This window comes from Streptomyces sp. NPDC021224 (genome assembly GCF_044332905.1).
GTDB lineage: Bacteria > Actinomycetota > Actinomycetes > Streptomycetales > Streptomycetaceae > Actinacidiphila.
In genome coordinates, this window is record NZ_JBIRPW010000010.1 from 94190 (window position 1) to 119462 (window position 25273).

The window sequence follows — 25273 nt, forward strand, 5'->3', positions numbered from 1 at the left end:
GCGACACCCAGGTTATCCACAGGCCGCGACCATGATCATCTTTCGGCGGCCGGATGCGGGATCGTCGTGTCATGGCGTTCACGACAGTGTGGTTGACGATGGTGGCGGCGCTGCTCACGGCGACGGGCGGGCCGCCGGGCGGGCCGTCCCCCGCGGTGCCGGGCGGCGGTCGCAGCTGGCCGGTGGCCGGGCAGGGGCCGCGCGGGCGGCCGGTGGTGCTGCGGGCGTTCGAGGCGCCCGCGACGCCGTGGGGCGCCGGGCACCGCGGGGTCGATCTGCGGGCCGGGCCAGGTGCACGGGTACGGGCGGCGGCCCCGGGCGAGGTGGTCTTCGCCGGGCGGGTGGGCGGCCAGGGCGTGCTGGTGCTGCGGATCGGGCCGGATCTGCGGATCACGTACGAGCCGGTGCGCGCCGCGGTCGCGGTCGGCGCGCGGGTGGCGGCCGGGCAGCCGGTGGGCACGGTGGAGGGCGCGCTCGCGCACTGCCCGGGGGCTTGCCTGCACTGGGGGCTCCTGCGCTCGGGGCCGGGCGGGGACGTCTATCTGGATCCGCTGTCGCTGCTGCCGCACTGGATACAGCGCGGCGGGCCGTCACGGCTGCTGCCCGTCGCCGGGGTCCCGGCGCCGCGCTGAGGGTGCCGGGCCGGGGTGGTGCTCGCGCGGGCGGGCGGGGTCAGCCGGTGACGCCGCGCAGGGCCATCGCGACGGCGGCGGCGGTGATCACCTCGGGGTCCTCGGCGGCACCGAGCTCGATACGGCGCACCGCGGCGTCGACGACGCCCTGGAGCAGCATCGCGGCGAGCCGTGGCTGCGCGTGGCCGAGGTCGGAGAGGGCGGCGACGACCATGGCGACCAGGCCCCCGTGGGCGGCGCGGATCTTCTCCCGGGCGCCCGCGTCCAGTTCGCCCGCGGAGATCGCGACTACGGCGCGGTGCCTGCGGTCGCCGACCAGGGCGAGCTGGCTGCGGACGTACGCCTCGATGCGGCCCTCGGGCGGACCGGCGGCCTCCATCGCGGCCTCGACCTCGGCGGCCCACACCGGGAAGTCGACGGCGCACAGCTCCTCGACGACGGCGGCGCGGGACCGGAAGTACTCGTAGACGGACGAGCGGGCGAGCCCGGTGCGCTCGGCGAGCGCGGGAAAGGTCAGTGCCTCCGTGCCGCCCTCGGAGAGCAGGGAGCGGGCGGCGTCCAGCAGGGCCCTGCGCTGCATCGCGCGGTGTTCGGCCACCGAGGCCGCTCGAATCCTGGGCATCCCTCCACTGTAGACAGTGGGGGTGCCCCGTCAGCGGCCGACGTCGGCGAGCTTTGCCCGCAGTTGAAGCACCGACTTGGTGTGGATCTGGCTGACCCGGCTCTCGGTCACGCCCAGCACCTGGCCGATCTCGGCGAGCGTCAGGCCCTCGTAGTAGTAGAGGGTGACGACGGTCTTCTCCCGTTCGGGGAGGGTGTTGACGGCGCGGGCGAGCAGCCGGCGCAGTTCGCGGTCCTCGGCGACCTCGACGGGGTTGTCGGCGCCGGTGTCCTCCAGGGTGTCGACGAGGCTGAGCCGGTCGCCGCTCTCCGCCCCGACGTGCAGCAGCTCCTCCAGCGCCACCACGTTGGCGAGCGACAGCGCGCTGAAGACGCCGTGCAGCTCCTCCAGCCCGACGCCCATCTCCGCGGCGACCTCCGGCTCGCTCGGGGTGCGGCGGAGCTTGGCCTCAAGGGTGGCGTAGGCGCGCTCGACGGCCCGAGCCTTCTGCCGCACCGAGCGGGGGATCCAGTCCAGGGCGCGCAGCTCGTCGATCATGGCGCCGCGGATCCGGGTGATGGCGTAGGTCTCGAACTTGATCGCCCGGTCCGGATCGAACTTCTCGATCGCGTCGATCAGCCCGAAGACCCCCGAGGACACGAAGTCGGCCTGCTCCACGTTGGCCGGCAGGCCCACGCTGACCCGGCCGGCGACGTATTTCACCAGCGGCGAGTAGTGCAGGATCAGCTGCTCGCGCAGCCGCGCGTCCCCCGTGGACTTGTAGGTCCGCCACAGCTCGTCGAGCGACGTCGGGGCGGGGGGCCGAGCGGTGGCGGGGGCGGTGGTCGCGGCCGTCGCCCGTTCGGACCCGGGGGTGTGCTGGGGCATGCGTCGTTGTGAGCCGTTCTGCCGTGACGTGGACGGGGAATCGAGCCTCCGAGAGCGTAGCGTGACCATGGTGTCGCTCATTGCTACATCTCCCGTCGGGAACATGCGCAGATACGTTCCTCTATGGCCACGCGGACCCCGGGCCGACTGCGGTCCCCGGCACGGTTGCTCCGGAAGACCCGCACCGGACATGATGGGCCGCCGCCGTGGCCCGAGTGCCGCTCCTCGCAATCGGCCCAGGTCACAGGCGTGCGGTGTCACCTGATGGTGTGCCGCCGACGTCAACCGGCGTGCTCCTCCGGGCTGTCGCGTGCGGTACGGACCAACTGCCACCTCCCGTCCAGCCGTTCGACGAAGCCGAGCGCCTGCAATTCGACGAGCCTGCTCAGCGTGTCGTCGCAGGAGGCCCCGGCCGCCTCGGCGATCTGCCGCTCGTCCGCGGCGCCCCGGCCCGGCACCGCCTCCAGCACCCGGGCCGCCGCCGCACCGAGCAGATCACGTGGCAGCACCGGTCCGCGCCGCGGCGGCGCGAGGTCGGCGCCGATCTCGCCGACCAGTTCCACGACGTCCGCCGCGTCCGTCACCACCGCCGCACCGTCCCGCAGCAGCTCGTGCACCCCTTCGGACAGCCCGCTCGTGCACGGCCCCGGCACTCCCATGGTGATCCGTCCCAGCGCCGCGGCCCGGCGCGCGGTGACGAGCGAGCCGCTGCGGTAGCGGGCCTCGACCACGACCGTCCCCCGCGTCAGCGCGGCGATCACCCGGTTGCGCAGCACGAAGCGGCTCCTGGTCGGGTGGTCGCCGGGCGGCAGCTCGCCCACCAGCAGGCCGCGCTCGGCCATCCGTTCGATGAGCCCGGCGTTGCGCGGCGGATACGCCACGTCCACCCCGCAGGCCAGCACCCCGACCGTGGCGCCTCCCGCGCCGAGCACCGCGCGGTGCACCACGCCGTCCACCCCGTGGGCGGCGCCCGACACCACGACCCAGCCCGCCTCCGCCAGGCCCGCGCCGAGCCGGGACGCCATATGGGCCCCGTAGTCGGTGCAGGCCCGCGCGCCGACCACCGCGACCGACCGCAGCGCCCACAGCCGAAGCGACGGCCGCCCCCGGACCCACAGCCCGAACGGGCGCTGGAGTCCGAGGTCGTCCAGCTGCCCCGGCCAGTCACCGTCGGAGGGGCAGACGAACCGCGCCCCCGTCCGGTGCGCGGCCGCCAGGTCCGCCACCGGGTCGGCCCTCGCCGCACGGCGGGCGTACCGCGCGGTGCGCTCCGCGCTCGCCCCCGGCAGGGTCTGCCCGGCTCGGGCGGCACACAGCGCAGCCTCGGCCCCGCGGTCCCGCAGCGCCCGCCCCATCACCTCGTCCCCCGGGTCGGCGATCCTGGTCAGCGCGGCCCGAGCCAGCCGCTCCCCCCACGCGGCTCCCGCGGTGAGCCCGGCGACCACCGACCGGGCCCCGCTCGCCTCGCCCCCTCCGTCCCCGCCTCCCGAGGGAGCCCCGAGGGCCATGGCGTCCGGCTCGCTCCTGCCACCCACGGCAGCCGGCCCGTACCGCGCGCCCCCGCCGTCCGGAGCAACCCTCGCCCCCACCGCGAGCCCGGTCCACGGTGACGGCCGGGCCTCCCGGTCGTCCGTTCCCTCCTCGTACACCGCGCGCAGCGCCGCCTCGTCCGGCGGGCCGGGCGGCGGGACCGGCGGCATCAGGAGCTCCCGGCGGGGGCCAGGCCGTGGCTGACGCCCGTCCGCAGTTGCAGGGCGGTACGGACGTCCTCGGCGTCGGGGCGGGGGTGGCCCGCCAGGTCGGCCAGCGTCCACGCGACCCGCAGCACCCGGTCCAGGCCCCGCGCGGTGAGCAGACCGCGTTCCATGTCGCGCTCGGCGGCGTGCAGTGCGCCGGGCGCGACCGGCCAGCGGGTGCGCAGCTCGTGCCCGGGGACGTCACCGTTGGCCCGCCAGGGCGTACCGGCGAGGCGGACGGCGGACCGCGCCCTGGCCTCCCGTACCCGGGCGGCGACCACGGCGGTGCTCTCCCCCGGCCCGCGCCCGATCAGGTCGGAGCGGCCGACCGCCTCGACGTCCACCCGCAGATCCACCCGGTCGAGCAGCGGGCCGGAGAGCCTGCCCTGGTAGCGGCGCACCGCGGTGGGCGAGCACTCGCACCCGGCCCCCAGCATCGAATAGCGCCCGCACGGGCACGGATTCGCCGCGAGCACCAGGGTGAAGCGCGCCGGCAGCCGCATCACCCCGGCCGACCGGGCCACCACCACATGGCCTGACTCCAGCGGCTGCCGCAGCGCTTCGAGGGCCTTCACGGTGAATTCAGGTGCTTCGTCAAGAAAGAGCACCCCTCGGTGGGCCAGCGAGACCGCTCCCGGCCGCGGGAGCCCGCTGCCCCCGCCGACCAGGGACGGCATCGTCGCCGAGTGGTGCGGCGCGCAGAACGGCGGGGTGTCCACCAGCGGCCGCCCCGCGGGGAGGATTCCGGCCACCGAGTGGACGGCCGTGACCTCCAGCGACTCCTGCCGGGTCAGCGGTGGCAGGATGCCCGGCAGCCGCTCGGCCAGCATGGTCTTGCCGGCCCCGGGCGGCCCCTTCAGGTAGAGGTGGTGAGCCCCCGCCGCGGCCACCTCCAGGGCGAGCCGGGCGGCGCCCTGCCCCGCCACGTCGGCGAGGTCCAGCCCTGCCGACGCGCCAGTCCCCGCGCGGTCGGAGCCGCCCAGGCTCACGGCCAGCCCGGAGCCGACCCCGGCGCCCGGCACGGTCAGCCCGGCGAGCATCGGGTCGGGACGGCCCTCGCCGGGCAGCGTCCCGTCCTCCTCCTCCGGGACCGGCTCGTCGTTGAGGACCGCCACCAGCTGCCGCAGGCTGCGCACCCCCAGCACGGCGATCCCCGGCACCAGCGACGCCTCCGCCACCGTCCGCTCGGGCACCACCACCTGGCGGTACCCGGCGTCGGCCGCCGCGAGCACGGCGGGCAGTACGCCCCGCACCGGGCGCACCCGGCCGTCGAGCCCCAGCTCACCGATCATCATCAGGTCGGCGATGGCGGACGGCGCGATCCGCTCGTTGGCGGCGAGCAGCGCGCAGGCCACCGCCAGGTCGAAGCCGGAGCCGCCCTTGGGCACCGACGCGGGGCTCAGGCCCACGGTGAGCTTCTTCTGCGGCCAGATCTCGCCACTGTTCACAAGCGCGGCGCGCACCCGGTCCCGGCTCTCGACCAGGCTCTTGTCGGGCAGGCCGACCAGGGTGAAGGCCGCGACGCCCGGTTCGAGATCGGCCTGGACCTCGACCACCACTCCCTCGACACCGACCAGCGCGACCGAGCACGTACGGGCGAAGCCCATCACGCCACCCCCCGCACATGGTCGACCTCGGGTGCTCCGCGGTCGGGGAGGACCACGCCCACCAGGTCGATCCGGACCCCGCCCGGCGGTGCCCCGCCGTGCTCGGCGGTCCAGCACTCGGCCAGCGACCGCAGCCGGGTCAGTTTGGCCGCCGACAGGGCCTCTCGCGGGTGCTGGAAGGGCCCGGCCCGCCGGGTCTTGACCTCGCAGACCACCAGGGCGTCGCCCTCGGCCGCGAGGATGTCGATCTCACCGCTGCGGCCGTGCCGCCAGTTCCGCCCGATCACCCGCAGGCCCGCGGCCTGCAACGCCCGCACCGCGACGTCCTCGCCGTAGCGCCCCAGCGCACCTCGTGCGTTCATGAGTACCACCTCCGTCACCGACTGTGACAGAGAGTGGCCCGCCGAAGATGATCTTGATCCCCGCCCTGTGGATAACTTCCGCGAACGCGCGCCGGCAGCCGCTCCGGGCCACCTCAGCCGCCGAACCCCGAATCGTCCGAGGGCAGGTCCAGATCCGCCTTGTTCAGCTCCTCGATGTTCACGTCCTTGAACGTGAGGACCCGCACCTGCTTGACGAACCGGGCCGGGCGGTACATGTCCCAGACCCACGCGTCGGCCATCGAGACCTCGAAGAACACCTCACCCTGCACCGAGTGCACCTGCATCTCGTAGTCGTTGGTGAGGTAGAAGCGTCGCTCGGTCTCGATCACGTACTTGAACAGGCCGACGACGTCGCGGTACTCCCTGTAGAGCTTCAGCTCCATCTCGGTCTCGTACTTTTCGAGGTCCTCGGCGCTCATCGTGTGTTCCCCTTCAGCCGTACGTGCACCCCATTGTGCGTCACACGCTCCCACGGCACCGCGGGACTTTCCCGCACAACCGAAGCGGACGCCGACGCGGACACCCCAGCGGACACAGCCGCCGACACAGGCGCCGACACGATCACGGTCACAGTCATCTGCGCCTCAGCAGCTTGGCCAGCGGGTCGTAGGCGGCGCCGCCCAGGATGAACACCACCCCGACGATCGCCGCGACCACCAGCATGCCCAGTGGCCCCTGCCCGGGGGAAGACCCGCCCGGGACGGCGTGGAACGCAGAGGTGCGGTGCAGCAGGCCCATCCGTGACGACGGCCAGGCGATCCCGTCCACCCGGGCCTTCACGTCGCTCGCCGGGACCGCGCCGCCCTCCGCGTCGGCCAGGTGCAGCCGGGAGTCCTCGGAGACCGCGCGGTTGTCGCCCAGCAGGAAGAGCTTTCCGGCGGGCACCTTGGTACGGAAGGAGTCGAGGGAGGCGCGGTCCTGGCCGTCCTTGCCGGAGGGCGCGCCGCCGTTGAGGTACGTCTCGTCGACCGGCGTGCCGTTCACCAGCAGCCGCCCCTGCGGGTCGCAGCACTGCACGGTGTCGCCGCCGACCCCGACGACCCGCTTGACCAGCGGCTGGCTGCCCCACAGCTTGTCCTGGAAGACGACCACGTCGCCGCGGCGCACATCCGAGCCGGAGATCTTCTGCGCCACCACCTTGTCGCCCGGCTGGACCGTCGGGACCATCGAGGAGGTCGGCACGGTGTAGGGGCGGTAGACGAGCGCGCCCCACACGCACGAGCCGATGAAGAGCACGCTGCCGACGGCGATGACGATGCCGGACACCCGGTGCCCGATCCCGCCACCGCCGCCGGACGTGCTCCGCCGTGCGGTTCCGCTACGCGTGGTGCTGGCCACCGCACCGCTGCTGCTGCTCATGGAGCCGAACCCTACCCGGCGGTACGCCCCCCGGTCAGCTGTCTTCCGGTGTGCGGTCCGCACCGCCCGCGGCGCCGTCGCCACCCGACGCACCGTCCGGACCGCCGTCGGCGGCCACCGGCGCGCCCGCGGCGAGCAGTTGCCGGCGCCTGCGCCACATCACCAGGGGCAGCGCTCCCGCCACACCCGCCGCCGCGGGAGCGGCGGCACCGGCCGCCGAGATGCCCGGCTGCGAGAAGGTCGACGGGATCGACAGCCAGTCCCAGCGGTTGACCGGCCATGCCACCACGATGGCGCGGCCGACGACGTACTTGTCGTCGACGAATCCGTGGCTCGGCTGGTCCATGTGGAAGCGCGAGTCCAGCGAGTCCTGCCGGTGGTCGCCCATGACCCAGATGTGGTTCTTGGGCACCGTCACCTTGAAGGGCTTGTCGGGGCTGCACGGGGTGTTGCCCGGGAAGACGTACGGCTCGTTCAGCGCCTTGCCGTTGACCGTCACCGGGCCCGTCCCGCTGCAGGACACGGTGTCGCCGCCGACGCCGATCACCCGCTTGATCAGGTCCTTCTCGTCGGCGGAGGGCATCAGGCCGATGAAGCTGAGGCCCTTCTGGAGTCCGCGCACCACCACGTTGCTGCTGGGCTGGGGGTTCTCCGGCAGCCAGCCGCCCGGGTCGTGGAAGACGACGACCTGGCCGCGGCTCGGCTCGGAGCCGAACCACGGGGTGAGCTTGTCGACGAGCACCCGGTCGCCCTGCAGCAGGGTGTTGTTCATCGAGTCGGACGGAATGGAGAAGGCCTGCACCAGGAAGGTCTTGATCAGCAGCGCCAGCACCAGCGCGATACCGATGAGCAGCGGCAGCTCCTTCCAGAACGACCGCGGCCGCGCCGGTGCGCCGCGCCCGTGCCCGCCGGTCTCGCCGTCGCCTCCGCTGCGGCCGTCACCGCCGTCGCCGCCGTCACCGTCCGCCGGGTCCGGGTCGGCGGGCCCCACCGGGCCGACCGGCTCGCCGCCGGTCATGGCCGGGTAGCCGGGACCCGCGGGCATGGCTCCGGGTACGGCGCCGCCCGCGCCGCCGGGCAGGTCAGCGCCGGGCGTCGTACCCGGTCCCGCCGCAGGAGCGGACGCCGCGCCGGAACCGCCGGCGTACGGCACCCCAGTCCCCGGGAAGGGGGGCGTGCCGGATCCGTCGGCGTACGGCACTCCAGCCCCCGGAAGGGACGGGGTGCCCGAACCGTCGGCGTACGACGGCCCGGCCGCGGAACGTCCAGGGACCGCGGCATCCGCTGCCGACGCGTCGGCCGGGGGCACCGCGGCGTCCCGTTTCTCGGGCTCGCCGGGTCCAGATCGCGCGCCGACCACCAGGTCCCCCACATCCACTCCTCACTCTGGAACGCCGCCCGCCGCGCCGCCGGCGCAGCACTGTCGCACCCATAACGAGTGACAGTTCCGCGGGGGTCGCGAGCTGGTCCGTTCTTGGACCGTTCTTGGCCGAGCCCACATTAGTGGTCGCGGCTGTGTCCGCCGTCGTCGTGGAACCGGGGTCCCCGACGCCCGCGAACGTGTCCGGCTCCTTGAGCCGTTGCCAGTGGCCGATCGGCCAGCCGATCACGAAAGCCCGTCCGACCACCAGACTCTCCGGAATCGTGCCGCCGCCGGGCTGGTCGGTGTGGAAGCGGGAGTCGGCGGAATCCGAGCGGTGGTCGCCCATGACCCACAGCCGCCCCTTGGGCACGTGGTCGGTGAATTTCATCAATGAGGGTGGATTACCCGGGTACAGATAGGGCTCGTCGATGGGCGTGCCGTTGACGAGCAGCCGCCCCTGCGGGTCGCAGCACTCCACCGTGTCGCCGCCGACGCCGATGACCCGTTTGATCAGATCCTGCTCGCCGCTGGCCGGCAGCAGCCCGATGAACGTGAACACCTGCTTGACCTGCTTGACGACCACCGGGTCGGACTTGGGCTGCGGCTCGCCGTTCAGCCAGCCGCCGGGGTCCTTGAAGACGACCACGTCGCCGCGGTGCGGTTCGGCACCGAACCACGGGGTGAGCTTGTCGACCAGCACCCGGTCGCCGATCTTGATGGTCTGCTCCATCGAACCGGACGGGATGACGAACGCCTGCACCAGGAAGGTCTTGAGCACCAGGGCGATCACCAGCGCCACCAGGACCAGCAGCGGCACCTCGCGCGCCAGCGAGCGGCGCCGCCTGCGGGCCACCTTGCGTGCCAGCCGCCGCCGCTCGACGCGGGTGCTGCCGGACAGCCGGGGCGGCTCGTCGCCGTCGGCGCCCTCCGTGCCCTCGACCGGCTCGGGGGCCGTGTCCACCGTGCCGCCGAACAGTGTCCGGCGGCTCTTGCCGCGGTTACCCATGCGCGCCGGCCGGGGCGGGCACGTCGGAGAAGGTCGCGGGACGGCGCAGCCGGGTCCAGTGGCCGACCGGCCAGGCGATCCAGTCGGCGCGGCCGATCACCCGGCCGACCGGGACGGTGCCGCCGCCGGGGTCGCCGAGGTGGTCCCGCGAGTCTCGGGAGTCGTCGCGATGGTCGCCCATCACCCACAGCTTTCCGTCCGGCACCACGATGTCGAACCGTACCTGGGAGGGCGTGTTACCGGGATAAAGGTAGGTCTCGTCGAGCGGGTGGCCGTTGACCAGGATCCGGCCCTGGGCGTCGCAGCAGGTGACCCGGTCGCCGCCGACCCCGATCACGCGCTTGACGTAGTCCGTGCCGGGCTGCTGGGTGAAGGAGCCGTCGCCGTCGAACACGATCACGTCGCCCCTCCGCGGCGTGCCGCCGAAACGGTACGCGAGCTTGTCGACCAGCACCCGGTCGCCGATCCGCAAGGTGCCCTCCATCGAGCCGCTCGGCACCTGGTAGGGCCGTACCACGAAGGTGGTGACCAGCAGCATCGCGCACACGCCCGCTGCCGCGAGGAGGATCGTACGCCGCCACTCCGCCCACAGGGCAAGCAGTGTGCGCGCCCACCTGCCGCCGGACACAGCGGAACGCAACCGCTCCTCCGTCTCCGCCTCGTCGGCGTCGGGGGAACGGTCGCGTTCCGGTGGTGTCACATCGGTGTCCATCGGGGCCAGAGCCTATCCGGCCGCCGCGGACGGCCCGCGGCGCGCTCAGTTCTCGCGCTTCTCCTTGATCTTCGCGGCCTTGCCGCGCAGCTCACGCAGGTAGTAGAGCTTGGCACGGCGGACGTCGCCGCGGGTCACGACCTCGATCTTCTCCACGATCGGGGTGTGCACGGGGAAGGTGCGCTCGACGCCGACGGAGAAGCTGACCTTGCGGACGGTGAAGGTCTCGCTCACGCCCGCGCCCTGGCGGCGGATGACGACGCCCTTGAACTGCTGCACACGGGAGCGGTTGCCCTCGATGACGCGCACGTGGACGTTGACGGTGTCGCCGGGGCGGAAGGCGGGGACGTCGGTGCGCAGCGAGGCGCTGTTGACGTCGGCGATCAGGTTGGCCATGTCGGTGTCTGCTTCCTCGCCGATGCCACAGGTCATCGGCGGAACATCGAGTCGGATGAGATGGTTCGCGGCCGGTGGGGGCGGGCGTCGTTCCCCCTGTGGCAGGGGCGCGCGCGGGACCGGCAGCAGCCGCTCATTCTTCCATGACGTGCGGGCTCGGCCCAAATCGCCCGTCCGGGCCCTGCTGCCAGCCCAGGATGCTGAGCATCTCGCGGTCCTTCTTGTCGAAGGCCGCCGGGTCGCAGCGCCGGATCAGGTCGGGGCGGTGGGCGACGGTTCGGCGCAGTGCCTCGTCCCGCCGCCAGCGGGCGATCTTGCCGTGGTGGCCGCTGAGCAGCACGTCGGGGATGCCGCGGCCGCGCCACTGCGGCGGCTTGGTGTAGACGGGGCCCTCCAGCAGGTCGGCCATGGCGCCGGGGGCGAAGGAGTCGTCCCGGTGCGACTGGGCGTTGCCGAGGACGCCGGGCAGCAGCCGGGCCACCGCCTCGGTCACGACCAGCACCGCGGCCTCGCCGCCGGCCAGCACGTAGTCGCCGATGGAGACCTCGTACACCGGCATCCGGGTGCGGTACTCGTCGGTGACGCGGGTGTCGATGCCCTCGTAGCGGGCGGGCGCGAAGATCAGCCAGGGGCGGGCGGCGAGTTCACCGGCGAGCTGCTGGGTGAAGGGGCGCCCGCTCGGGGTGGGGACGACGAGGGCGGGACCGCCGGCGCCCGCCTCGTACCCCGCGGCCAGGGTGGAGTCGAGTGCCTCGCCCCACGGCCCGGTCATCATGACCATGCCGGGGCCGCCGCCGTACGGGGTGTCGTCGACGGTGTTGTGCCGGTCGTGGGCCCAGTCGCGCAGGTCGTGCACGCGTACGTCGAGGCGCCCGGCGGCGCGGGCCTTGCCGACCAGCGAGACGTTCAGCGGCTCCAGGTACTCGGGGAAGATCGTGACGACGTCGATCCGCATGTCAGCCCTCGTCCCCCGCGGCCTTCTCGCCGGACGCGTCAGGGCCTTCCGGCTCCTCCGGCTCCTCCGGCTCGTCGTCGAGCAGGCCGGGCGGCGGGTCGATGACCGCGCGCTGCTCCTCCAGGTCGATCTCCGGCACGATCTCGGCGACGAAGGGCACCAGCACCTCGCTGCCGTCCGGCCGGGCCACGACCAGCAGGTCCTGGTAGGGCAGGTGGCTGATCTCGCTGATCCGGCCGATCTCGCGGCCGTCGGTCGTGACGACGTCCAGGTCGATCAGCTGGTGGTCGTAGAACTCCTCCGGATCCTCCGGCGTCTCCTCCGGGTCGACCTCGGCGATCAGCAGGGTGTTGCGCAGCGCCTCGGCGCCGTTGCGGTCGCTGACGCCCTCGAAGCGCAGCATCAGCCGCCCGCTGTGCACCCGCCCGGTGGCGATGGTCAGCGGACCCGCGGCGGCCGGGTCGGTGGCGAGGACGGCACCGGGCGCGAGCCTCAGCTCGGGCTCGTCGGTGCGCACCTCCACGCTCACCTCGCCCTTGATGCCGTGGGCGCGGCCGATCCTGCCGACTACCAGCTGCATGGAGCGCTTCACCTCTCGTGCGTGGCTCTGGGGCCGTACCCGCCCCCCTGGTGGCCGGGCGGGTACGTGAGACGGCTCGGGCCGGGAGCGGCAGCGCCACCCCCGGCCCGAGCCGGTGTTTCGTGCGGTACGGCGGGCGGTCAGCGCACCTGGTCGACGTCGACCAGGTCGACGCGGATGCCGCGACCACCGAGCGCGCCCACGACCGTGCGCAGCGCGCGGGCGGTACGGCCGTTGCGGCCGATCACCTTGCCGAGGTCGTCGGGGTGCACCCGGACCTCCAGCACGTTGCCGCGGCGCAGGGTGCGCATGTCGACCTGCACATCGTCGGGGTTGTCGACGATGCCCTTCACGAGGTGCTCAAGAGCCTCCTCAAGCACGCTCAGGCCTCGGTGGACTCAGCCGCGGCCGGGGCCTCGGCGGTGTCGTCGGCCTTCTTGTCGGCCTTCTTGGCCTTCGGCGTGATCGCCTCGCCCTTGGGCTCGTCGGCGGTGTCCTTGGCCGCGGCCTCGAACAGGGCGCGCTTGTCGGCCTTGGGCTCCGCGACCAGCAGCGGCGCGGGGGCCTCCAGGCCCTTGTGCTTCTGCCAGTCGCCGGTGAGCTTCAGAATGGCGAGCACCGGCTCGGTCGGCTGGGCGCCGACGGAGAGCCAGTACTGCGCGCGGTCCGAGTCGACCTCGATACGCGACGGGTTCTGCACCGGGTGGTACAGACCGATCTCCTCGATGGCCCGGCCGTCACGGCGGGTACGGGAGTCGGCGACGACGATGCGGTAGTGAGGCGAACGGATCTTGCCCAGACGCTTCAGCTTGATCTTGACTGCCACGGGAGTGGGTTCTCCTGGTTTTTGACGTGTTTGGGCACGACGAGCTTCCACGTGGGGTTGCGGGAGTCGGGCGCCCGGTGGACGCGTCAGCCGAAGGAGAGAGGGTTCCTGCACGGCTGTCGAGTTCTCAGCTGGCCATTCTGCCACACTCAGGCGGCGCCCACGACCTCGGGGATCCGGAAGGGCTGCCCGCACGCACCGCACATGATGGGGGCCTGGGCCAGCACGGACGGCACCACTCGGACGTTGCGCCCGCAGTCGCAGACCGCCTTGACCCGGACGCCGCCGCCCGACGAGCCGTGCCGCGCGGCGGGGCCGCGGAAGGAGCGCGCGGTGTCCGCGGTCGTCGCCACGGTGTGCGCCTTGAGGGCGCGCTGCAGCCGCTCGATGGTCGGCCGATATCGCTTACGGGTCTCCGGGCGCATGACCACGAGGGAGAAGCCGCTGCTGGGGTGCGGCTCGTCGGCGTGGTCGAGGCCCATCTCGTCGGCGATGGCCAGGAACCGGCGGTTGTGGTAGCGGCCCGCGCGGGAGGTGTCACGGATGCCGCGGGCGGCGGCGATGCCGTGCACGGCCTCGTGCAGCAGCCTCTCGAAGGAGAGTTCGGTTCCGCACGCGGACGACGACTCTCCGATCAGGGATTCGGGGGCGGCCAGATCGGGCAGCTCGGGGTGGTGCCGTTGAATGTCGGCCCAGGCGACTGCCAGCTCGGCGGCAAGGACAGGTGGTGTCGTGCTCACGCCGTGACAACGAGCCGGGTGCTCCCGGTGTTCCTATTCCGGGCCAGCCCAATTAATTTGCACTGATCGGTCAGTTCCGGTTGATGTGCGGATGATGACGGATGATGCGCATGGGATGGGCATGACGAGGGGCGGGTGCGGCGGACGGTGAGGAACCCGCGCACCCGCCCCACGGACGGACGAACCACGTATTACGTACGTGCGTTTTCGGTCAGCGGACGCTAGTAGGCCCGCGCCACGACCGCGAGCGCCCCCGGAGTGTCGTCCGCGTCCGGCACCCCGCCGTCCGCGGCGACCAGGCAGCGCACCGAAACGCCCTGCTCGGCGAGCTTGGCCTCGCCCTCGGGACCGAGGTCGGCCCACGGGATCCGGGCCCAGCCGGTGGTCGCGGCCTCGGCCGCCTCGTCGATGCCGGTGACGTCCACAGTGCGGGATTCCCGGCGCTCGCGGGACTCGCGCAGCAGCTGCGCCTGGTCCTCCTCCAGCAGTCCGGGCAGCAGCGCGGCGAGCGCGTCCAGCGCGACCGGCTCCTTGCCGCCGGGGATGCGGCGGGCGAGCATCGCGGTGCCGGCCTCCAGGTCGCGCGGGCCGATCTCGACCCGGGCCGGGACGCCCTTGAGCTCCCAGTCGACCGCGCGGCGGCCGAACGGGGTGTCGGTGCGGTCGTCGACGACGACCCGCAGCCCGGCGGCCGTCAGCTTGTCGCCGACCTCGCGCACCTTGGCCACGACCGCGTCGTCGCCCTTGATCGCCAGGACCACGACCTGGACCGGCGCCAGCCGCGGCGGCACCCGCAGGCCGTTGTCGTCGCCGTGCATCATGATGAGCCCGCCGACCATGCGGGTGCTGCTGCCCCACGAGGTCTGCCAGACGTGCTCCTGCTCGCCGTCCGCGGACAGGTACTGGGTGTGGAAGGCCTTCGCGAAGTTCTGGCCCAGCTCGTGGCTGGTGCCCATCTGGAGGGCCTTGCCGTCGCCCATCATGCCTTCGAGCGTGAGGGTGTTGATGGCGCCCGCGAAACGCTCCTTGGCCGTCTTGCGGCCCAGGACGACGTCCATCGCCAGCACGTTGGCCATGAAGTCCGCGTAGACCTCGCGGTGGATGCGCGCTGCGTAGTCCCGCGCGTCCTCGTAGGTGGCGTGGGCGGTGTGGCCCTCCTGCCAGAGGAACTCGCTCGTGCGCAGGAAGAGCCGCGGCCGCATCTCCCACCGCACCACGTTCGCCCACTGGTTGATCAGCAGCGGCAGGTCGCGGTAGCTCTGCACCCACTTGGAGAAGTACTCGTTGATGATCGTCTCGGACGTGGGGCGCACCACGACCGGCTCCTCCAGGTCCTTGCCGCCGCCGTGCGTGACGACGGCCAGCTCCGGCGCGAAGCCCTCGACGTGCTCGGCCTCGCGGGCCAGGTAGGACTGCGGGATGAAGACCGGGAAGTACGCGTTCTGCGCGCCGGCCTGCTTGATGCGCGCGTCCATGTCCTGCTGCATCCGCTCCCACAGGCCGTAGCCGTACGGTCGAATGACCATGGTGCCGCGGACCGGGCCGTTGTCGGCCAGCTCTGCCTTGTTGATCAGGTCCTGGTACCAGCGCGGGAAGTCGTCCGCCTGGGGGGTGAGAACGGGAGCCTTTGCCATGGAGGCGATGGTACGGGGCGAGGCCGCCGGACTCCGAATCGGTTACGGGCGCGGGGCCGGGCGCGGAACGGGTCGAAAACGCCTCCGCGCGCCCCTGGACGGCGCCCGCAAACAGCAGTTGTCTGGCTGTCGGGGAAGCGTGCGGCACACATTCCCACGGGGGCTCACGGCGGAACGCGGCTGATTGGGGCTTCGATGGCACCTACCCTCTATCGCGGATCCAGGCCTGCGAAGGCGCACACCGACCGGGCACGCGACTGGGCCGAGATCCAGGAGCGCATGCTCGTACCGCTCTACGACGCCGTGCACGAGCGGCTCGGCGTCGGCCCCGGCACCCGGCTGCTGGCCCTCAACTGCGGCTCGGGGCTCGCCCTGCTGCTCGCGGCGGCCCGCGGCGCCTCGGTCACCGGGTACGACACCGACCCCGCCCGGCTGCGGCTGGCCCGCGAACGTCTCGGCACCCGGCGGGCGGACGCACCTGGTGCGGAGGCGCGGCAGACGCCCGGGGCGGCACATACTGCCGAGCCGACACATACTGCGGGTCCGGCACATACTGCGCGTCCGTCGCACGATGCCGGGCCGTTCCGGCTGCACCCCGGCGCGCCGGACGCCGCCGGGCTGCGCGGCGGTGGCTACGGCGTGGTCACCGCCCTCGACCCTGCGGTGCCCGCCGCGGCGTTACGCCCCGCGCTGGCCGCCGTCGCCGCCACCGCGCGCAGGGGCGGCGCCGTGGTGCTGGCCGGGTGGGGGCCGCCCGAGCGGTGCGCGGCCGCGGCGGTGCTGCGGGTCGCGACCCGGCTCGCCGAACGGGGCGGCGGGTCCGGTACCGGCCCGGAGCCGCGGCTCAGCGGGCGGGACGACCTGGAGGAGCTGGCCGCCGAGGCGGGGCTGCGCCCGGACGGCTCGGGACGGGTGTCCTGCCCGTTCGGCTACCCGGACCGGACCGCGGCGGTGCGCGGGCTGCTCTCGACGGGGCTGTTCGACGCTGCGGTGGCCGCGACCGACCCGCAGCAGGTGGAGAAGGAGCTGGCCGAGGCACTGCACCCGTACCGGCGCCCGGACGGCTCGGTCCGGATGGACAACGTCTTCCGCTACCTGGTGGCCCGGACCTGACCGCCGGGAATTCGGTGGCCGCCGGGCGCGGTGTCCGGGAGGGTGAGGGCATGCCCGCCACCGTGCCCGACTCCCCCGCGCCGCTGCTGCCCGGCGCCCCCGTCACCGTCCGGCTGGTCAAGGCCGGGCGGGAGAAGGTCCGCTACCCCGCGACCGTCACCGCCGACGACGGTGTGCGGGTGACCGTCACCGCGCCCTGGTCGCTGCCGCACGTCCGCGACTTCGGCTTCGTGACCTTCGCACCCGGCGACGTCTTCACCGAGCACTACTGGCGCGACCGCTGGTTCGCCGTCAAGGAGGTGCGCGGCCCGCAGGGCGGGCTCAAGGGCTGGTACTGCGACATCACCCGCCCGGTGGCCGTGGCGGGCGGCGAGCTGACGTCGGAGGACCTGGACCTCGACCTGTGGGTGTCGGCCGACGGCGGCACCGTACTGCGGCTGGACGAGGACGAGTTCGCCGCGAGCGGCCTGGCCGCCCGGGACCCGGACGCGGCGGGGCGGGCCGCCCGCGCGCTGGACGAGCTGGAGGCGCTGGCCCGCCGCGAGGGCGGGCTCGCACCCCTGCTCGGCTGAGGCCCGCGGGCGGGCGCAGCGGCGCAGGCGGGCGGCCCGGGGCGGTTACAGCCCCGGCCACTCCTCGGCGGTCAGGGCGAAGCGCTCGTGGTCGCGCCAGGCGTCGTTGATGTAGAGCATCCGCGGCGAGAAGCCCTCGTGCCGGAAGCCGAGCCGCTTGGCCATGGCGACGGAGCGGACGTTGTCCGGCTGGGCGCTGATCTCCAGCCGGTGCAGTCCGAGGCCGCCCTGCGCCTCCGCGGTGAAGCAGCGGTCGACGACCTGGAGCAGGCCCTCGGTCATCCGCCCGGTGCCGTTGTACGGCACATAGCTGTCGTAGCCGAGAGCGCCGTTGCGGAAGCGTGCCAGCACGATGTTGGCGACGTTGCACTTGCCGACGATGCCGCCGTCCTCGTCGTCGAGGATCAGGAACGTGCGCAGCCCGGGGCCCTGCCGCCGCAGCAGGTCCGGCAGGCTGTCCGGCTCCACCGGATTCCACGGGCTGAGGTGCTCCACCGAGCGCAGCACCGCCGCTCGGTGGGCCTCGACGTCACTGGGCCTGGGCTCTCTGATCGATACGCGCATGCGTCCATCATCCCCGGCCCCGCCCCGCTGCCGGGCTCAGCCCATGAACTTCTTGAACTCGTCGGGCAGTTCGAAGTCCTGGCCGCCGCCCGGCAGGCCGAACGGGCTGTCGCCCTGGCCCGCGCCCTGGCTCTGCTGCTCCTCGCGGCGGGCGGCCGCGGCGGCCTCCTCGGCCTTGCGCTTCATCGGGTTGCCGGACTGCCGGCGGCCCTTGGCCTGCTTCTGCTGCTTCTTCTGCCGCCCGGGCCCGCCGCCCATGCCAGGGATCCCGGGCATGCCCGGCATGCCGCCGCCCTGCGCCATCCGCGACATCATCTTGCGGGCCTCGAAGAACCGCTCGACCAGGCTCTTGACCGCACTGACCTCGACACCCGAACCCTTGGCGATACGGGCCCGGCGCGAGCCGTTGATGATGTGCGGGTCGGCGCGCTCGCCCGGCGTCATCGACTTGATGATCGCGGCGGTGCGGTCCACGTCCTTCTCGTCGAGGTTGTTGATCTGGTCCTTGATCTGGCCCATGCCCGGCAGCATGCCGAGCAGCTTGGAGATCGAGCCCATCTTGCGGACCTGCTCCATCTGGGCCAGGAAGTCGTCGAGCGTGAACTCCTTGGGGCCCTTCGCCAGCTTGGCCGCCATCTTCTCGGCCTCGGCCTGGCTGAAGGTCTGCTCGGCCTTCTCGATCAGCGACAGCACGTCGCCCATGCCCAGGATCCGGGACGCCATCCGGTCCGGGTGGAACGCGTCGAAGTCGTCCAGCTTCTCGCCGTTCGACGCGAACATGATCTGCTTGCCGGTGACGTGCACGATCGACAGGGCCGCGCCGCCGCGCGCGTCGCCGTCGAGCTTGGACAGCACCACGCCGTCGAAGCCGACACCGTCGCGGAAGGCCTCCGCGGTGTTGACCGCGTCCTGGCCGATCATCGCGTCGACGACGAAGAGGATCTCGTCCGGGCGGACCGCGTCGCGGATGTCCGCGGCCTGCTGCATCAGTTCCTGGTCGACGCCGAGACGGCCGGCGGTGTCGACGATCACGATGTCGTACTGCTGCGTCTTCGCGTACGCGAGGGAGTCCTGCGCGACCTTGACCGGGTCGCCGACGCCGTTGCCCGGCTCGGGCGCGTAGACCGCGACGCCCGCGCGCTCGGCGACGACGCTGAGCTGGTTCACCGCGTTGGGCCGCTGGAGGTCGCACGCGACCAGCAGCGGGGTGTGGCCCTGGCCCTTGAGCCAGCGGCCGAGCTTGCCCGCCAGGGTCGTCTTGCCCGCGCCCTGGAGGCCCGCGAGCATGATCACCGTCGGGGGCTGCTTGGCGAAGCGCAGCCGCCGGGTCTCGCCGCCGAGGATGCCGACGAGCTCCTCGTTGACGACCTTGATGACCTGTTGCGCCGGATTGAGCGCCTGCGACACCTCGGCGCCGAGGGCGCGCTGCTTGACGTTCGCGACGAAGGCGCGCACCACGGGCAGGGCGACGTCGGCTTCCAGCAGCGCGATACGGATCTCGCGCATCGTGGCGTCGATGTCCGCCTCGGACAGCCGGCCCTTGCCCCGGAGGTTCTTGAACGTCGCTGCGAGGCGGTCGGAGAGCGTATCGAACACGGTGGCTGCAGATCCTCGGGTCAGGGGGCGGGAGACGATCGCCTTCCAGGGTATCCGGCCCGGACGGCATCGAGCCCTCGCCCGCCGGATTGGGACGGGCGAGGGCTCGCGCGGCGGCTGCTCAGCGCAGCGCCGCCTCCAGCTGCCGGGCGGTCTCGGCCGCCCGGTGCGGGGGCAGCGCCTTGCCGTCCTTGCCGACGACGTAGAAGGCGTCCACCGCGTTCGCGCCCAGTGTGGAGATCCGCGCCGAGCGCACGGTGACGCCGGTCGCGGCCAGGGCGAGGCCGATGCGGTGCAGCAGGCCCGGGGCGTCGTGGGCGCGGACCTCGATCACGGTGGCGGTCTGCGAGGTGTCGCCGGGCGCCACCGTGACCCGGGGCGGCGGCGGGGTGATGCCGCGCCGCCGCGGGTAGGCGGCCTCCCGCTCGGCGAGCCGGGCCTCGATGTCGAGGGTGCCCTCGAACGCGCGGGCCAGGTCCGCGCGCAGCCGGGCGGCCTCCGGCAGGGCGCCGTACTCCGCCGAGACACGCCAGGTCAGCAGGGCGATCTGGCCCGCCCCCACCGGATCGACGGCCCGCAGGTCCGCCGCCCGCACGCCCAGCCGGTGCAACGCCAGCACACCGGCGGCCAGGGCCAGCAGCGCGGGCCGGTCGGGCACGGCCAGCAGCAGTTCCACGCCCAGCGCCTCGTGCGGCGCCTCGCCCTCCGCGTCGGGCTCGGCGTGCGCGCGCAGCGCCAGCACCGGGCCCCCGGTGCGCGCGGCCTCGACGGCGAGCCGCTCCTCCTCGGCGGTGCTCTCGCGCTCGGCGGCCTCCGGGAGCGCCCCGGTGTCCAGCGCGCCCGCGACCCGGTCGACCAGTTCGGCGAGCAGCGAGGCCCGCCAGGTGCTCCAGGCGGCGGGCCCGGTGGCGAGCGCGTCGGCCTCGGTGAGCGCGGCGAGCAGTTCCAGGGTGGAGGTGTCGCGGACGGTCTCGGCGACCGCGCGGACGGTCTCCGGGTCGTCCAAATCGCGGCGGGTCGCGGTGTCGATGAGCAGCAGGTGGTGGCGGACCAGCAGGGCGAGCGTCTCGGCGTCGGCGGCGGGGAAGCCGATACGGGTGGCGACGTCGCGGGCGATGACCTCGCCCGCCTCGCTGTGGTCGCCGGGCCAGCCCTTGCCGATGTCGTGCAGCAGCGCCGCGGTCAGCAGCAGGTCCGGGCGGCCGACCCGGCGGGTGAGCCGGGCGGCCTGCACCGCGGTCTCGACCAGGTGCCGGTCGACGGTGAAGCGGTGCACGGCGTTGCGCTGCGGGCGGCAGTGCACCCGCTCCCAGTCCGGCAGCAGCCGGGTGACCAGGCCTTCGGCCTCCAGCGCCTCCCACACCTGCACGGTGGACTCCCCGGCCCCCAGCAGCGTCAGCAGCTGCTCACGGGCCTCCGCGGGCCACGGCACGGGCAGCGGCCGCGCGGCGGCGGCGAGCCGCCGTACCGCGTGCGGCGACAGCGGCAGGCCCGCCTGGGCGGCGGCCGCGGCGGCGCGCAGCGGCAGCACGGGGTCGCGGTCGGGCTTGGCGGCGAGCGCGAGCACCGCCTCGCCCTCCTGCTCCACGACGCCCTCGGCGAGCGGCACGCGCTCGGGCACGCCCGCGGCGGGGGTGGTCCGGTTGCGGCCGAGCAGCCTGCGGCGGGGCCGGGACTCGCGGGCCTTGAGCACCCGGGCGACCTCGCGCCAGGTGACGTCGGAGGCGTAGGAGATGCGCCGGGCGGCCTCGTAGACCTGGCGCAGCAGCGCGTCGGCGTCCAGCAGCCCGAGGGCGGCGGCGACCTGGTCCTGCTCCTGGAGGGCGAGCCGGTCGGTGGCGCGGCCGGTGACGAGGTGCAGGGCGTCACGGGTGTCGAGCAGCCGGGTACGGGCCTGCTCCAGGCCGTCGCGGGGGGCGTCGGCGAGCCAGGAGGCGGCGACGGCACGCAGCGCGGTGGCGTCCCGCAGGCCGCCGCGGGCCTCCTTGAGGTCGGGTTCCAGCAGGTAGGACAGCTCGCCCTGGCGCTCGGCCCGCTCCTGGCACAGCTCGCGCAGCGCGGGCAGCCGCTTGGGGGCCTGGTTGCGCCAGTCGGCGAGCACGGTGGTGCGCAGCGCGGAGCCGAGGGCGGGGTCGCCGGCCAGATGGCGGGCGTCGAGCAGGCCGAGCTGCACCTTGAGGTCGTCGGCGGCGGCCTTGCGGGCCTCGTCGGGGGTGCGCACGGAATGGTCGAGCGCGAGGCCGAGGTCCCACACCGGGTACCAGAGCCGGTCGGCGAAGGCGCCGACCGAGCGCTCGGAGTCGTGCAGCAGCACCAGGTCGAGGTCGCTGCGCGGGGACAGCTCGCCGCGGCCGTAGCCGCCGACGGCGAGCAGTGCCCAGCCGGTGGCGCCGGTGGCCTCGGCGGCGGCGCCGGCGAGCCCGGCGAGCCAGCGGTCGGTGAGGGCCGCGAGCTCGGCGCGGCGCGGCGGCCCGGACCGCGCCTCCTGGGTGAGGAGGCGCAGCCGGGCCGCCGCGTAACTGTCGTCCTGCGCTTCGACGCTGTCGGTCACTCGTTCTCCAGCGCTGGTTCGGGGGTCAGAGCGCGTCGGGGCCGCGCTCGCCGGTGCGTACCCGCACGGCCGTGTCGACCGGGAGGCACCACACCTTGCCGTCTCCGATTTTGCCTGTTCTGGCGGCTTTCACCACGACCTCGATGAGCTGGTCGGCGTCGGCGTCCTCCACCAGGACCTCTATGCGGATCTTCGGCACCAGGTCGACGGTGTACTCCGCGCCCCGGTAGACCTCGGTGTGGCCGCGCTGCCGCCCGTAGCCGCTCGCCTCGGTGACGGTCAGGCCCTGGACGCCGAATGCCTGGAGGGCTTCCTTGATCTCGTCCAGCCGGTGCGGCTTGACGACGGCGGTGATGAGCTTCACGCGTCCACCTTCTTCACAGGAGCACCGGCGTCGCTGTCCGAGCCGGTCAGAGCGGTACGGGCGGCGCCGACGACGCCGGTGAAGTCGTAGGCGGTCTCGGCGTGCAGGACCTGGTCGACACCGGCGATCTCCTCGTCCTCGGTGACCCGGAAGCCCATCACCATGTCGACGAGCTTGGCGAGGATCGCCGAGCACACCAGCGAGTAGCCGAGCACCGCGCCGACACCGGTGAGCTGCAGGCCCATCTGGTGCCAGCCGCCGCCGTAGAAGACGCCCTTGGCGGTCTGGCCGACACCGCCGGTGGCCAGCAGGCCGATGGACAGCGAGCCGACGATGCCGCCGACCATGTGGACGCCGACGACGTCGAGCGAGTCGTCGTAGCCGAAGCGGTACTTCAGGCCCACGGCCGCCGCGCAGATGGCGCCGGTGACCAGGCCGAGCGCGATGGCGCCGAGCGGCGAGATCGAGCCGCACGCGGGGGTGACGGCGACCAGGCCGGAGACGGCGCCGGAGGCCGCGCCCAGGGTCGTGAACGAGCCGTGCCGCAGCCGCTCGTAGATCAGCCAGCCGATCATCGCGGCGGCCGTGGCGACCTGCGTGTTGGTGAAGGCGACGGCGGCCACGCCGTCCGAGCCGAGCCACGAGCCGGCGTTGAAGCCGAACCAGCCGAACCACAGCAGACCGGCGCCGAGCATGACCAGCGGCAGGTTGTGCGGGCGCATCGGGTCGCGCTTGAAGCCGTGCCGCTTGCCGATCACCAGGATGACGCCGAGGGCCGCCGCACCGGCGTTGATGTGGACCGCGGTACCACCGGCGAAGTCGATGACGCCCTTCTTGTACAGCCAGCCGTCACCGCCCCACACCCAGTGCGCCACGGGGAAGTAGACGACCGTCGCCCACAGCGTGATGAAGATCGCCCACGCGGTGAATTTGACCCGGTCGGCGAGGGCGCCGCTGATCAGGGCCGGGGTGATGATCGCGAACATCAGCTGGAAGACGGCGAATACGTAGACCGGAATGCCGTAGTTGGGCCACAGCTCGGCGATGCCTATGTTGCGCATGCCGAGCCAGTTGCCGCCGCCGAGGAATCCGTTGCCCGAGTCGAAGGCCAGACTGAATCCGTACAGCGTCCACAGGATGGTGATGATGCCGAGGCTGATGAAGCTCATCATCAGCATGTTCAGGGCGCTCTTCACCCTCACCATGCCGCCGTAGAAGAAGGCGAGACCGGGGGTCATCACCATCACCAGGGCCGCACTGAGCAGCATGAACGCCGTACTTCCGGTGTCGAGCGTGGGCGCATCCGCGGCCAGCGTCGTGATGGCTGGTGCCATCGGCGTCTCCTCGTCGTCCGAACGGCCCGAACGGGCTGTGCAGGGTGGGCCGGTTTTCGCCATGAGATTGGCTGAGCCGGGTTTCCGCCGATGCCGTACGGTGTTTCGCCGCGGTGACGAAGAAGTCGGGTGTGTTACGCCGGGGTGAACCGTCCCCCGGTTCGGTGAATTGTGTATACGGGTGGGAACGCGGGGGATCGGGAGATCACCGGAACACGTCCGCGGGCCGCACACCGGGAAGGCGTGCGGCCCGCGGAAGAGCCGGCCGGAAGGCCGGTCAGGCGGTTTCCGCGACCTCGGGGAGTTCCACCGAGAGGCGGTCGGCGAGTTCGACGACCGCCGGGAGGTCGCCGAAATCACGCACCGCGGTGCGGGTGGTCTTGCGGATGCGCGTGTTGACGCGCTCCGACCGCAGCCGCTTGGCGACGTTCATCGCCTGGTCGGTGCACAGCGCCGCCTCCTCCGGACGGCGCTGCAGCAGGTGGACGCTGGCCAGGCCGACCAGGTTGAGCGCGTACGCCCGCTGGTGGACGTTGTCGTCCCGGAATCCCGCCACGGCCTTCTCCATCACCGGGTGCGCCAGCGAGGCGTACGCGGGGCTGCGGCCCGCGACATAGGCCAGGTCGCGGTAGGAGTGGGCGTTCTCGGCGTGCAGCTCGGCCTCGTTGAAGAAGCTGATCCAGCTGGGGTCCTCACCGGGGCGGGCCTCGGTGAAGGTGTCCTCGGCGGCGCGTACGGCCCGGTGGCACTTGCTGACCTGGCCCATGTTGGCGTAGGCCCGCGCCTCCAGCGCGTAGAGCATCGCCTGGGTGGTGGCGGTCGCCGAGTCGCGGCTGCCGTACTGCGCGAGGTGGATCAGCTCCAGCGCGTCCTCGGGGCGGTCCAGATGGATCATCTGGCGGCTCATGGAGGACAGGATGAAGGCCCCCAGCGGCCGGTCGCCGGCCTCCTTGGCCGCGTGCAGCGCCAGCACCAGGTACTTCTGCGCGGTGGGCTGGAGGCCCACGTCGTAGCTCATCCAGCCGGCCAGCGAGGCGAGGTCGGCGGTGACCCGGTAGAGCCGGCGGGCGACCACCTCCGGGTGCGACTCCTGGAGCAGGTCGGTGACCTCGTGCAACTGGCCGACGACCGCCTTGCGGCGCAGTCCGCCGCCGCACTGGCTGTCCCACTCGCGGAACATGACGGTCGTCGACTCCAGCAGCTGGAGCTCCTGCTCCGACAGCCGCGACGGCCTGCTCGTGGACGCCCTGGGCGGGGCCTCCGGCGCGCCGAACCCGGCGGGCGAGGTCGGCACGAGCCAGCGCTGCATGGGCTCGATCAGCGCGGGTCCCGCCGACAGCGCGAGCGAGGCGCCGAGGAAGCCGCGGCGGCCCAGCATCAGGTCGCTGCGGGAGAACTCGCTGATCATCTCGACGGTCTGCGGGCCCGCCCAGGGCAGGTCCACGTCGCCGCCCGCGGGCGGCTGGTGCGCCGGACGCAGGCCCAGGTCCTCGACCGGGACCACACACCCGAAGCGCTCGGAGAACAGCTCCGACAGGATGCGCGGTATCGGCTCGCGCGGCTGCTCGCCGTCGAGCCAGCGGCGCACCCGTGAGGTGTCCGTACTGACGTGGTGCGCGCCCAGCTCGCGCGCTCTGCGGTTCACCTGACGCGCCAGCTCGCCCTTGGACCAGCCACTGCGTACGAACCATGAATTCAGCTGCGCGTTGGGCTGCTTGTCTGCTGCGCCGCCCACGGTCAAGCCCCCATCCTGGTCTTGCC

Annotated in this window: 26 protein-coding genes; 3 read left to right on the forward strand and 23 right to left on the reverse strand. The window is 73.2% G+C overall.

Annotated features, from left to right (window positions below; all coding sequences use genetic code 11):
- Positions 1–71: 71 nt before the first annotated feature.
- Entirely contained in the window at positions 72–632 is a 561-nt protein-coding gene (locus ACH4PY_RS24550; protein ID WP_398186711.1) for a peptidoglycan DD-metalloendopeptidase family protein, read from the forward strand.
- A gap of 40 nt (positions 633–672) precedes the next feature.
- On the opposite strand, the gene ACH4PY_RS24555 is transcribed toward ACH4PY_RS24550, so the two are convergent.
- The 17 genes from ACH4PY_RS24555 to proS all read right to left on the reverse strand — a co-directional run bounded on the left by ACH4PY_RS24555 (position 673) and on the right by proS (position 15418).
- Positions 673–1230 (reverse strand): TetR/AcrR family transcriptional regulator, encoded by a 558-nt coding sequence (locus tag ACH4PY_RS24555; protein WP_398187090.1) that lies wholly within the window; start codon positions 1228–1230, stop codon positions 673–675.
- Positions 1231–1284: 54 nt separating this feature from the next.
- Positions 1285–2121, reverse strand: a complete 837-nt coding sequence (gene whiG / locus ACH4PY_RS24560; RefSeq protein ID WP_031519070.1) for an RNA polymerase sigma factor WhiG — start codon at positions 2119–2121, stop codon at positions 1285–1287.
- 281 nt (positions 2122–2402) lie between these two features.
- The gene (gene dprA, locus ACH4PY_RS24565) at positions 2403–3821 is read right to left on the reverse strand and encodes a DNA-processing protein DprA (protein ID WP_398186715.1); all 1419 of its coding nucleotides are present in this window, start codon (positions 3819–3821) and stop codon (positions 2403–2405) included.
- Positions 3821–5464: a YifB family Mg chelatase-like AAA ATPase gene (locus tag ACH4PY_RS24570; protein ID WP_398186718.1), complete on the reverse strand. Its 1644-nt coding sequence runs from the start codon at positions 5462–5464 to the stop codon at positions 3821–3823. The genes dprA and ACH4PY_RS24570 overlap by 1 nt, the downstream gene beginning before the upstream one ends.
- Positions 5464–5826: a YraN family protein gene (locus ACH4PY_RS24575; RefSeq protein WP_398186721.1), complete on the reverse strand. Its 363-nt coding sequence runs from the start codon at positions 5824–5826 to the stop codon at positions 5464–5466. Before ACH4PY_RS24575 ends, ACH4PY_RS24570 begins: the two co-directional genes overlap by 1 nt.
- A gap of 113 nt (positions 5827–5939) precedes the next feature.
- Entirely contained in the window at positions 5940–6266 is a 327-nt protein-coding gene (locus ACH4PY_RS24580) for a DUF2469 domain-containing protein (RefSeq protein WP_398186724.1), read from the reverse strand.
- Between the two features lie 154 nt (positions 6267–6420).
- Positions 6421–7206 (reverse strand): signal peptidase I, encoded by a 786-nt coding sequence (gene lepB / locus ACH4PY_RS24585; RefSeq protein WP_398186727.1) that lies wholly within the window; start codon positions 7204–7206, stop codon positions 6421–6423.
- 34 nt (positions 7207–7240) lie between these two features.
- Complete coding sequence (gene lepB, locus ACH4PY_RS24590; RefSeq protein WP_398186730.1) at positions 7241–8251, reverse strand: signal peptidase I; 1011 nt, start codon at positions 8249–8251, stop codon at positions 7241–7243.
- A gap of 37 nt (positions 8252–8288) precedes the next feature.
- A complete protein-coding gene (gene lepB, locus ACH4PY_RS24595; RefSeq protein ID WP_398186733.1) occupies positions 8289–9575 on the reverse strand; it encodes a signal peptidase I in 1287 nt (428 codons plus the stop codon).
- Positions 9568–10287, reverse strand: coding sequence for a signal peptidase I (lepB, locus tag ACH4PY_RS24600; protein ID WP_398186736.1), 720 nt, complete (start codon positions 10285–10287; stop codon positions 9568–9570). The genes lepB (ACH4PY_RS24595) and lepB (ACH4PY_RS24600) overlap by 8 nt, the downstream gene beginning before the upstream one ends.
- A gap of 45 nt (positions 10288–10332) precedes the next feature.
- Positions 10333–10683 (reverse strand): 50S ribosomal protein L19, encoded by a 351-nt coding sequence (gene rplS, locus ACH4PY_RS24605; RefSeq protein WP_398187093.1) that lies wholly within the window; start codon positions 10681–10683, stop codon positions 10333–10335.
- 133 nt (positions 10684–10816) lie between these two features.
- Positions 10817–11638: a tRNA (guanosine(37)-N1)-methyltransferase TrmD gene (gene trmD / locus ACH4PY_RS24610; RefSeq protein ID WP_398186739.1), complete on the reverse strand. Its 822-nt coding sequence runs from the start codon at positions 11636–11638 to the stop codon at positions 10817–10819.
- 1 nt (position 11639) lies between these two features.
- Positions 11640–12218: a ribosome maturation factor RimM gene (gene rimM / locus ACH4PY_RS24615; RefSeq protein ID WP_398186742.1), complete on the reverse strand. Its 579-nt coding sequence runs from the start codon at positions 12216–12218 to the stop codon at positions 11640–11642.
- A 140-nt stretch (positions 12219–12358) separates the two neighbouring features.
- Complete coding sequence (locus tag ACH4PY_RS24620) at positions 12359–12598, reverse strand: RNA-binding protein (RefSeq protein ID WP_031519041.1); 240 nt, start codon at positions 12596–12598, stop codon at positions 12359–12361.
- Positions 12599–12600: 2 nt separating this feature from the next.
- Entirely contained in the window at positions 12601–13044 is a 444-nt protein-coding gene (gene rpsP, locus ACH4PY_RS24625) for a 30S ribosomal protein S16 (RefSeq protein WP_398186746.1), read from the reverse strand.
- Positions 13045–13193: 149 nt separating this feature from the next.
- Positions 13194–13784, reverse strand: coding sequence for a hypothetical protein (locus ACH4PY_RS24630; RefSeq protein WP_398186749.1), 591 nt, complete (start codon positions 13782–13784; stop codon positions 13194–13196).
- A 221-nt stretch (positions 13785–14005) separates the two neighbouring features.
- Complete coding sequence (gene proS / locus ACH4PY_RS24635) at positions 14006–15418, reverse strand: proline--tRNA ligase (RefSeq protein WP_398186752.1); 1413 nt, start codon at positions 15416–15418, stop codon at positions 14006–14008.
- Positions 15419–15613: 195 nt separating this feature from the next.
- Between proS and ACH4PY_RS24640 the strand changes: the two genes are divergently transcribed.
- Both ACH4PY_RS24640 and ACH4PY_RS24645 read left to right on the forward strand, forming a co-directional pair.
- Positions 15614–16531: a class I SAM-dependent methyltransferase gene (locus ACH4PY_RS24640; protein WP_398186755.1), complete on the forward strand. Its 918-nt coding sequence runs from the start codon at positions 15614–15616 to the stop codon at positions 16529–16531.
- 50 nt (positions 16532–16581) lie between these two features.
- Complete coding sequence (locus ACH4PY_RS24645) at positions 16582–17103, forward strand: DUF402 domain-containing protein (protein ID WP_398186757.1); 522 nt, start codon at positions 16582–16584, stop codon at positions 17101–17103.
- 45 nt (positions 17104–17148) lie between these two features.
- On the opposite strand, the gene ACH4PY_RS24650 is transcribed toward ACH4PY_RS24645, so the two are convergent.
- From ACH4PY_RS24650 to ACH4PY_RS24675, 6 genes are all read right to left on the reverse strand, one after another.
- Positions 17149–17667 carry a GNAT family N-acetyltransferase gene (locus ACH4PY_RS24650; protein ID WP_398186760.1) on the reverse strand — a complete coding sequence of 173 codons (519 nt, stop codon included), beginning with the start codon at positions 17665–17667 and terminating at the stop codon, positions 17149–17151.
- Between the two features lie 36 nt (positions 17668–17703).
- The gene (gene ffh, locus ACH4PY_RS24655; RefSeq protein WP_398186763.1) at positions 17704–19263 is read right to left on the reverse strand and encodes a signal recognition particle protein; all 1560 of its coding nucleotides are present in this window, start codon (positions 19261–19263) and stop codon (positions 17704–17706) included.
- 121 nt (positions 19264–19384) lie between these two features.
- Entirely contained in the window at positions 19385–21814 is a 2430-nt protein-coding gene (locus ACH4PY_RS24660; protein WP_398186766.1) for a [protein-PII] uridylyltransferase, read from the reverse strand.
- A 25-nt stretch (positions 21815–21839) separates the two neighbouring features.
- A complete protein-coding gene (locus ACH4PY_RS24665; RefSeq protein WP_031519019.1) occupies positions 21840–22178 on the reverse strand; it encodes a P-II family nitrogen regulator in 339 nt (112 codons plus the stop codon).
- On the reverse strand, positions 22175–23512 hold the full coding sequence (locus ACH4PY_RS24670; protein ID WP_398186770.1) for an ammonium transporter: 1338 nt from the start codon (positions 23510–23512) through the stop codon (positions 22175–22177). Before ACH4PY_RS24670 ends, ACH4PY_RS24665 begins: the two co-directional genes overlap by 4 nt.
- 277 nt (positions 23513–23789) lie before the next feature.
- The gene (locus ACH4PY_RS24675) at positions 23790–25247 is read right to left on the reverse strand and encodes a hypothetical protein (protein ID WP_398186773.1); all 1458 of its coding nucleotides are present in this window, start codon (positions 25245–25247) and stop codon (positions 23790–23792) included.
- Positions 25248–25273: the final 26 nt, after the last annotated feature.